The following is an 8,238-nucleotide window of genomic DNA, read 5'->3' as shown; positions in this document are numbered from 1 at the left end:
CGTCACCACCGGCCGGGCCACCTTCCGGTACATATTTCTCACGTCGGAAGGCAACTAAACCATCGCCGCCGTCGCCGCCTTTTACAAAAACCTTCGCTTTATCTACAAACATTTCTACACCTCAACTAAGATGAAACTTTGGTCTATAAAGTCCAAAATCCCTCTATTATGTAAGAAACGGCAGTCGTACTGTAATAACCGCTTCTTCCTCTTGCCAATCACTATTCTCAAGTGAAGAAGAATGTGCATGGGAGCGCAACATTTCCTTCATTGCGTTTTCTAGCTGATCCTCATCATAGGGACCTTGATATACGAAATCAAGCAGTAAGCCATCCTCTTGAAGCTCAAATTCCAAGCTTAGTTTGCCACTCTCATCGTCACCTGTTGCCGCATGCGCTTGCACGCATTCAACTGTTTGCCTTACTAATCTTTCAATCAGTCCGCTTCGCAATGGAAGCTGTCCCAGATTGATCTCTTCGTCTAAGGCAACCTCGAGCTCCAAGGACTTTGACTGCACTCGGAACAACAGCAAGTAAGCAATTAAAGAGGGGATACCCAGCTTGGAGAGATTACTTTCCTGCTGCATTGTCATTTTTATTTTTTCCATATAAGGCTGTAAATTATCAAACTTCTTCAACTGAATATAACCAAATAGAATCTGGGTATCGTTCATCCAATCATGACGCAATCTGTTAATGACTTGTATCAAATTTCTCTGAGCAAGCTCTTCTTGCTCCTGAAGCTCTTGTTTCCGTTTCTCTTGGACGCTGCTTTCTTGCAATTTAAAAGCCGTGTAACCGCAAATGACGATGATTAGGAGTAATGCCACCCTGACAATCCAGGGTTCTACAAATAACATTCCCGTTAATCCAATGAGCACAAGTGCCAATAAATAAACCTGTGCGCTGCTCACTCGTTTCATTCCTCGTCCGCTCCGTTCTCCCTGCTCTGTAACCGTTTATCCAGTATAGCATGGCCATCTTGCAAACGTCACCAAACAAATGAGAAAACCTCTGCCCTTGGCCATCCCACAATGAGTGACCGTGTTTAGAGGTTTGCTTCATATTAGGAAAAAATCCCCGACGGGCTTATCGCTCGCCAGGGATTCTCATTACGCTTCTAGAGCTGCAGCCACAGGAGCTACATCAACTGGGTATACACTCACTTTTTTGCGATCGCGGCCAAAACGCTCGAATTTCACAACGCCTTGTACCAAAGCGAAAAGTGTATCATCCGAACCAATACCTACGTTCGTTCCTGGGTGAATTTTCGTACCGCGTTGGCGATAGAGAATGCTTCCTGCAGTAACGGTTTGACCGTCTGCACGCTTAGCGCCAAGGCGCTTAGAGTGGGAGTCACGTCCGTTCTTTGTGGAACCTACACCCTTCTTGGAAGCGAAAAACTGGAGATCCAATTTCAACATGATGTTATCCTCCTTTGTTATAGATTGTTTCAATCGTTATATAGTCACCGTAATTGTCTGCAATGGTTTGTAGCATGACGACCATCGATTCCAGAATCACTTGGATCTGGTTCCATTTCTCCGGTATAGCCCGAGCGCTATCTGGTATCGTAATATCCATAAAGCCTCGTTCCATCTCGTGAATAGGAATGACTCCCGTTAAGGATTCAATCGAATTATATGTACCGAACGTAACCGCCGATACTGCAGCACAGACTAAGTCTTTGCCTGGTACGTCAAATTCAGCATGGCCTTCCACTACAAAGGATACAATTTGAGGTGAATCCGGTACTAGACGCTTTATGGTCACGTAGATCATAAGCTCGCCTCTTACGCTTGGATTTTCTCAACTACAACTCTTGTGTATGGTTGACGATGACCTTGCTTTTTGTGGTAGTTCTTTTTCGGTTTGTACTTATACACGATAACTTTCGCGCCTTTGCCGTGTTTCTCCACTTTCGCGGAAACTGCAGCACCGGATACCAATGGAGCACCTACAACTACACCGCTCTCTTTGGATACCATAAGCACACGATCAAAAGATACAACTTCACCTTCAGCTGCGTTCAATTTCTCGATGTAAAGAACATCGCCCTCTTGAACTTTGTACTGTTTACCACCAGTTTCAATAATTGCGTACATTTTCATGACCTCCTCATGTCTCAGACTCGCCTTGTCCAGGTGACGGCCTGGATGAATATCCAACACCGTACTTCAACCCGTTTCGCGCGGTTACAGCATGCCTAAACAACACACTCCGATTATTATATCACAGAAACATTTTGGTATGCAATGTTTTATTTGCGTTTTCGCGTCATTTCCAGCAAGCCTAACTTCGTCCAACCAACGATTATCGTTTTGGAACGATCCTTGCGCACAGCCTGCGTAATGTTCTCCATAACCGCCGCGCGGTTTACTTCCGAAATCATATCAATAAAATCAACGATAATAATGCCTCTAATATTCCGAAGGCGCAAAAGCCTTGGAATCTCACTAGCTGCTTCACGATTAATATCAGTGACTGTCTGCTCCAAATTAATCGATCCGGTATATCTGCCTGTGTTCACATCAATAACGGTCAGTGCTTCCGTCTGATCAATGATCAAGTACCCACCGCTTGGCAGCCAAATCTTCCTTCTAAAACTTACATTCAACTCTTCCGTTACGCCAAAATGATCGAACAGCGGAGTCTTCCGGTCGTAGTAGGCGATTCGCCCCCGCCAGCTCGGGTGCTGCTTGCGAAGCAGTTGTCTCATCTCTTCGAACACTTTGGAATCATTGAGCCAAACTTCGTTCACTTCTGAAGTAATAACATCTCGGGCTAATCGGGGCAAGAGATCAAGATCTTGATAAAGCTGCGCGGGAGCCTCTGCTCCCTGTGCTTTGGATTGAATCATCTGCCACAATTCCCGCAAATTTTGCAAATCGTCACGGATCGCTTCTTCGCTTTGACCCAGCGAGCCCGTACGCAGGATAACACCTTCGCCAGGGAGCAGATTTCCTTCTGCCAGCTGCTTGAGTCGCTGTCTTTCGGCTTCTAGGTCAATTTTGCGGGAGATTGCAATGTAATCGGCACCTGGCATGTACACAATCCAGCGTCCAGGAATAGAAACATGTGTCGTTACTCTTGCACCTTTGGTGCCTTGCGGATCTTTGGACACTTGTACCATAAGTAGCTGGCCTACTTCAGCAAGCTCCGTTATCGAAGGTTTAATCTTAGGTTGCTTGTCCAAATGGACAGGGAGGAGATCGTCTATATAAAGAAAGGCATTTTTCGCAAGTCCAATATCGACAAATGCCGCCTGCATGCCGGGAAGTACGTTGACGATGCGACCCATGTAGATGCTGCCTGCTCTTTGGGAATCAAGCGGATACTGCGAATCATACTCAACAAGACGACCTTCTTCCAGCAATGCCGCTTGTGTAAGCTCCGGTGCGCAGTGAGCCATTGTCCGATGCCTCGTGATGACGATTGGCTGCGCCAAAGTGCCGCGACTCAGCAGCAGGCTGACCCGGCTCTCGCGGCCAATCAGAAAGCGAAAAAAGTGATACGGCAGCTGCCGGTACGCATACCAATTTGACACTAGCAGGAAGATACCGATCACTAATATATTCAGCGGAAGCTGCCCACTAATCAGCTGTACAATAGCCATAATAATAATGCCAAGACTTAAGAACATGGATATCCAAACCGAATATAAAATCGTGTTATGGTACGACAGTAAATACCCTAATAAAGATTGCATCACTTTACCGCCATCCAGCGGCATGACAGGAAGAAGATTGAACAGGCAGATCATGATGTTAGCCTCGATAAAATAATCCCACCAGCCCGCTGTCCCAACCTCCAGCCACTTCATAAGAAGCGCCAGCATAATCAGCCATACATGCTGCAGCGGACCGGCTAAAGCAACTACGAGCTCTTCCCAGGTCGGTACACTTCCTAGCTCATCAACAACAAGCACACCGCCGAAGGGAAGCAACTGGACCTCCCGCACCCGCCAGCCGAAGCCATTGGCAGCCGCTAGGTGACCGAGTTCATGAACCAGTACGATTCCGAATAGGGTAATAGCCTCAAGAAAATAGCCCGTAAGGGCCGAGCCTAATAAAACAAGCGTGAATAAAGGGTGAAACCGATATCTCGTTCCAGCCAATTTAATCAAAGGAGATCACATCCGTTGGATTGACAGGGCGGCCGTCTCTCGTAAACGCAACATAAAGCGTGCCTTTGGCCGGATCTTTCTTGGAGGCTTTGCCGATGGGTTCACCCACCTTCATCCAATCTCCCACTTCAACACTAAGCTCGCTTAACCCCCCATATAGGGACTGCATTCCTCCTGGGTGATGTATGATAACCGTTGTACCCGTTTCAGCCGAAACCCCTGAGAAAACGACTTGTCCCGTGTCTAGCGCATAAACAGGGGCATACTCCGCTGTATTAAGCGTGACGCCAAGTTGATTGGTCCCGTCAAAGGGCTTAATGATACTTCCTTTTACAGGCGCATACAGGGATCGCTTTGAAGTACTTACCTTTAAGGCTTCGTCCCCTACGCGATTAAAACTTGGGATAAAGGAAGGCGAACCTCCAAATTGATTCGTATACCAAGCTGATAACGCGTTGAAATCATAAGACTGCGTTAACGATGCGGCAACGAACTGTTTGCCTTTATTCGCCCATGGCTGGTTGATCTGAAACATGCCGTACAGGGAGGCAAAGAGGACACAACTAACCAACAGCTTGACCGCTATTTTACGTGGCGAAGGAGGCGCAAACAGCCCTCGCTCTCCATCAACAGGTGGCCCACCGCCGTTAAACGTCTTGTCCATTAATATCTTCTGCTGCCAAGCGTATTCAGGATCTTCCATACGCCGTTTCCAGTCCGCATCCACATAAAGTGGCAGCTCCACCTCCTGCTGCCTGGGCGGCACAGGCGCATGTTCCATCATTCTGGTTGCTCTTGCCGGGCTCCCGTTGACGTTCGCATTCTCGGATGCTTCACGCAAATGGCGAAGTCGTTCTATTCGCCGTTGTTTCACTTTATCTCTGACTTCCATGGAAGCCCCTCCCAAACGTTTTCCTTCTGGAAAACAATCTTCATATCGTCGTACTAGCTAATCTCGCATAGTACAGCCTATGAGAAGAAGGACAAGATTATGTGATAATCCGCAGGGAAACGCCTCCGAACGGACAGAAAAAAAGCCCCTGACCGATGGCCAGGAGCGTATCATTGTCAAAACAATTCCGGTTCACGTTCTTGATGCAGCTTAACGCTCATGACCAGACCAAGCGATAGCATGTTGATCAAGAGCGAGGTCCCCCCATAGCTAACGAATGGAAGGGTGATTCCCGTTAAAGGCATTATGCCGATCATCATGCCAACATTTTCAAAAATTTGAAAGACGAACATGGAGACAACACCAACCACAATATAAGCTCCACTAAGCTGAGTACTTTGAATGGAGATCAGAATCATGCGGTAGATAAGCAAGAAATAGATGAGCAGCAAAACTGCTGATCCCCTGAAGCCGAATTCTTCCCCCACCACAACAAAGATGGAATCCGAATAAGCAAAAGGAATGAAGTTACTATGGACAGAAGTTCCCTTAAGAAAGCCTTCGCCTTCTAAACCGCCTGATCCAATTGCTCTAATTGCATTTTTCACTTGATAGCTGTCATCATCTGTTACATCTTGCGGATATAGATAGGTGTCAATACGGTCCATCCAGTGGCTGAAGCCGTACCCTTTGAGCACCTCAAACAAACTTGAGTGAAACGACTTATACAGGGTGAGGAGCAGGAACCCTAACCCAGCTAATATCACGATGCTCACTAGAACATGCGTGTATTTGATATTGCCGATCCAAAGCATGCCGAGCAGGATAATAACAAAAATAATCGCATTCCCCAAATCCGGCTGAATCAAAACGAGAATAAACGGCAGCAGAACAGCCGCGCTTACTGGGATGAGATCGTTTTTGATTTGCAGGAGCTCGCCGCCGCGTCTGGCCAGAATCGCGGTCACGCAAATGATCAGAATCAGCTTCACAAGCTCCGCAGGCTGGAAGGTTAAGCCTCCCGGAAGTTCAAACCAACCACGCGCGCCATGAATTTTTTTCCCGAAAAAATAGACAGCAATCAAGGAGACAATGCCTACACCGTACAAAAATGGGGCAATTCGAATAAGCACCCGATAATCAAAAAGGCTGCAGGCTAAAAATGCAAGCAATCCGACGGCATAGAGAATAATAATTTTGGATATCGAGATGACAATGGACGGATGATCTACGGACGCACTGTAGACCGTCATCGTGCTGATAACCATGAAGGCGAACAAAATGACAACAATAGGAATATCAATGTTTTTCAGTTTTGCAAGCACAGCACGATCATCCTATTCCGATAAACTTTTTCATACGTTTTACCCAGCCAGTCTTGTCTTCGAGCTGCATGAGAGGCACCGTGTCGCCCAGAATCCGTCGAGCCACGTTACGATAAGCAATCGCAGCGCGCGACGATGGGTTCATAACGGTCGGCTCGCCTGCATTAGCCGCCTTAATGACATGCTCGTCATCTGGCACGATGCCGAGCAGATCAATTGCAAGCACCGAGCAGATTTCGTCAATATCCAGCATCTCGCCTTTTTTCATCATCATTGGACGAATTCGGTTAATGATGAGCTTCGGCGAAGAAATTTTCTCATTCTCCAGCAGTCCGATAATACGGTCGGCATCACGAACAGCAGCGTTCTCCGGGGTAGTTACAACGATTGCTTTGTCAGCGCCCGCTACCGCATTTTTGAAGCCTTGCTCAATGCCTGCCGGGCAGTCAATGATGACGAATTCGAAATCTTTTTTAAGCTCAAGAATGATATCTCTCACTTGCTCCGGCGACACCGCATGCTTGTCCTTTGTCTGCGCAGCAGGCAACAGATACAACTCATCGAAGCRCTTATCTTTGATTAAGGCTTGCGGTAAACGGCAGYGTCCTTCCGCGACGTCCACAAGGTCATATATGATCCGATTCTCGAGTCCCATAACAACATCCAAATTGCGCAGGCCAATATCGGTGTCAACCATGCATACTTTTTTTCCCAAAAGCGCCAATGCTGTTCCAAGATTTGCTGAAGTCGTTGTTTTGCCAACGCCGCCTTTTCCCGAAGTAACAACGATTGCCTCTCCCATATGTTCTCACCCCACGCGCTATTTTCTATAACGTATATAGTCTATAATTTCAAATTCGAATCAGGCCAAATCCGATGAAGCTGATGCAGCTTATCGATTTCCATTTTACCATCTTTCACATAAGCAAATTCCATAAAAGCCTCTTCAATTCCCCATTCATCCGGAGAACGGCTAATAATTCCAGCGATCCGCAGTTGGGTCGGACGCATATGAGAAGCGGCAATAATCGCTTTGTCATCGCCGTCAATCCCGGCATGCGCCATCCCGCGAAGCGAGCCCATAATATAAATGTTCCCGGTAGAGGTAATTGTTCCGCCTGGATTAACATCGCCTAAATATAGTAAATCCCCCTCATGGTGGAGGGTTTGCCCTGAACGAATCATGCCTTTAAGTGTTGACATTCTTGCAGCAGGCTCGATAACAACTTCCTTGCGGGGCTCACTTTCGATCGATTGAATCAGCAGATTGCCTTTTTGCTTAATGACAGATCTGATCTCTTCTTTCTGCTCCTCGGTGGCTTCCCTGCTGCCTAATTTAACGTGCACATGAATAATCGGTCCGGTCAGTATTTGCTGATGGGTTTTCTCCAGCTTATGCTGCAGCTCTTTCAGCAAATCTTGCCAATCGCATGCATCGTTTAGTAAAAAAACAAGGCCATCTTTGACCCCTTTTATCATCACATGGTGCTTAGCTACAGACATAATTGAATGACGACCTCCCAACCTATACATTTCGGCTCTTGTCGTGGATTCTCCTGCTAGCCGCCTKGAAAATTAATCTTCGGTATTCGCAGGTACGATCCGCTTTCCTTCAAGCAGCTTGCGAATCGGTACGTAGCAAATCAAGGCGAAAAGCAAATTAAACAGTACACTTGGGAGCATGTAATGGGTGAAAGCAAATTTCAACTCAATGTCAATGAGCTTAAACAAGCGATTAATGCCATAATTGATAAACTCAAATAACAGCAGACCGACGCCTGTAATGAGCAAATTATAAAAGATCAGGTTAGGCTGTCTGCGCTGCGCCAGTCCCGCCAAATACCCGGTGAGTCCCATCCCGAAGGAATACACGCCGAGCATCGCCCCGTAATAGTT

General features: G+C 46.9%; 11 protein-coding genes and 1 other annotated feature. All 11 genes read right to left on the bottom strand.

Going from position 1 to position 8,238, the window contains the following annotated elements; genetic code table 11:
* Window positions 1-112: hypothetical protein (locus AC1DUA_RS23870; protein WP_477502140.1), on the bottom strand; the 112-nt coding region annotated here is incomplete at its 3' end.
* 54 nt (window positions 113-166) lie between these two features.
* A complete protein-coding gene (locus tag AC1DUA_RS23865) occupies window positions 167-922 on the bottom strand; it encodes a Spo0B domain-containing protein (protein ID WP_477502139.1) in 756 nt (251 codons plus the stop codon).
* A gap of 189 nt (window positions 923-1,111) precedes the next feature.
* A complete protein-coding gene (gene rpmA, locus AC1DUA_RS23860) occupies window positions 1,112-1,423 on the bottom strand; it encodes a 50S ribosomal protein L27 (protein ID WP_145661470.1) in 312 nt (103 codons plus the stop codon).
* Between the two features lie 4 nt (window positions 1,424-1,427).
* On the bottom strand, window positions 1,428-1,781 hold the full coding sequence (locus tag AC1DUA_RS23855) for a ribosomal-processing cysteine protease Prp (protein WP_477502138.1): 354 nt from the start codon (window positions 1,779-1,781) through the stop codon (window positions 1,428-1,430).
* 11 nt (window positions 1,782-1,792) lie between these two features.
* Window positions 1,793-2,104 (bottom strand): 50S ribosomal protein L21, encoded by a 312-nt coding sequence (gene rplU / locus AC1DUA_RS23850; RefSeq protein WP_127455312.1) that lies wholly within the window; start codon window positions 2,102-2,104, stop codon window positions 1,793-1,795.
* Window positions 2,105-2,116: 12 nt separating this feature from the next.
* Window positions 2,117-2,206: a sequence feature (ribosomal protein L21 leader region), on the bottom strand.
* Window positions 2,207-2,259: 53 nt separating this feature from the next.
* Window positions 2,260-4,125, bottom strand: a complete 1,866-nt coding sequence (locus AC1DUA_RS23845; protein ID WP_477502137.1) for an Rne/Rng family ribonuclease — start codon at window positions 4,123-4,125, stop codon at window positions 2,260-2,262.
* Entirely contained in the window at window positions 4,118-5,017 is a 900-nt protein-coding gene (locus tag AC1DUA_RS23840) for a peptidoglycan DD-metalloendopeptidase family protein (RefSeq protein ID WP_477502136.1), read from the bottom strand. Before AC1DUA_RS23840 ends, AC1DUA_RS23845 begins: the two co-directional genes overlap by 8 nt.
* Window positions 5,018-5,193: 176 nt before the next feature.
* The gene (locus AC1DUA_RS23835) at window positions 5,194-6,342 is read right to left on the bottom strand and encodes an FtsW/RodA/SpoVE family cell cycle protein (protein ID WP_477502135.1); all 1,149 of its coding nucleotides are present in this window, start codon (window positions 6,340-6,342) and stop codon (window positions 5,194-5,196) included.
* A gap of 7 nt (window positions 6,343-6,349) precedes the next feature.
* Window positions 6,350-7,144 (bottom strand): septum site-determining protein MinD, encoded by a 795-nt coding sequence (gene minD / locus AC1DUA_RS23830; RefSeq protein ID WP_477502134.1) that lies wholly within the window; start codon window positions 7,142-7,144, stop codon window positions 6,350-6,352.
* Between the two features lie 41 nt (window positions 7,145-7,185).
* Window positions 7,186-7,845: a septum site-determining protein MinC gene (gene minC / locus AC1DUA_RS23825; protein WP_477502133.1), complete on the bottom strand. Its 660-nt coding sequence runs from the start codon at window positions 7,843-7,845 to the stop codon at window positions 7,186-7,188.
* A gap of 72 nt (window positions 7,846-7,917) precedes the next feature.
* Window positions 7,918-8,238, bottom strand: a 321-nt coding sequence (gene mreD, locus AC1DUA_RS23820) for a rod shape-determining protein MreD (protein ID WP_477502132.1), incomplete at its 5' end; no start/stop codon positions are given.

This window comes from Paenibacillus sp. 01T422 (assembly GCF_056398785.1).
This window is presented reverse-complemented; position numbering and strand designations above follow the sequence as displayed.

Coding starts and splice junctions, on each gene's coding strand:
- rplU (WP_127455312.1), bottom strand. CDS start 2,104: ATGTACGCAATTATTGAAACTGGTGGTAAACAGTACAAAGTTCAAGAG.
- rpmA (WP_145661470.1), bottom strand. CDS start 1,423: ATGTTGAAATTGGATCTCCAGTTTTTCGCTTCCAAGAAGGGTGTAGGT.
- AC1DUA_RS23865 (WP_477502139.1), bottom strand. CDS start 922: ATGAAACGAGTGAGCAGCGCACAGGTTTATTTATTGGCACTTGTGCTC.
- AC1DUA_RS23855 (WP_477502138.1), bottom strand. CDS start 1,781: ATGATCTACGTGACCATAAAGCGTCTAGTACCGGATTCACCTCAAATT.
- minC (WP_477502133.1), bottom strand. CDS start 7,845: ATGTCTGTAGCTAAGCACCATGTGATGATAAAAGGGGTCAAAGATGGC.
- AC1DUA_RS23840 (WP_477502136.1), bottom strand. CDS start 5,017: ATGGAAGTCAGAGATAAAGTGAAACAACGGCGAATAGAACGACTTCGC.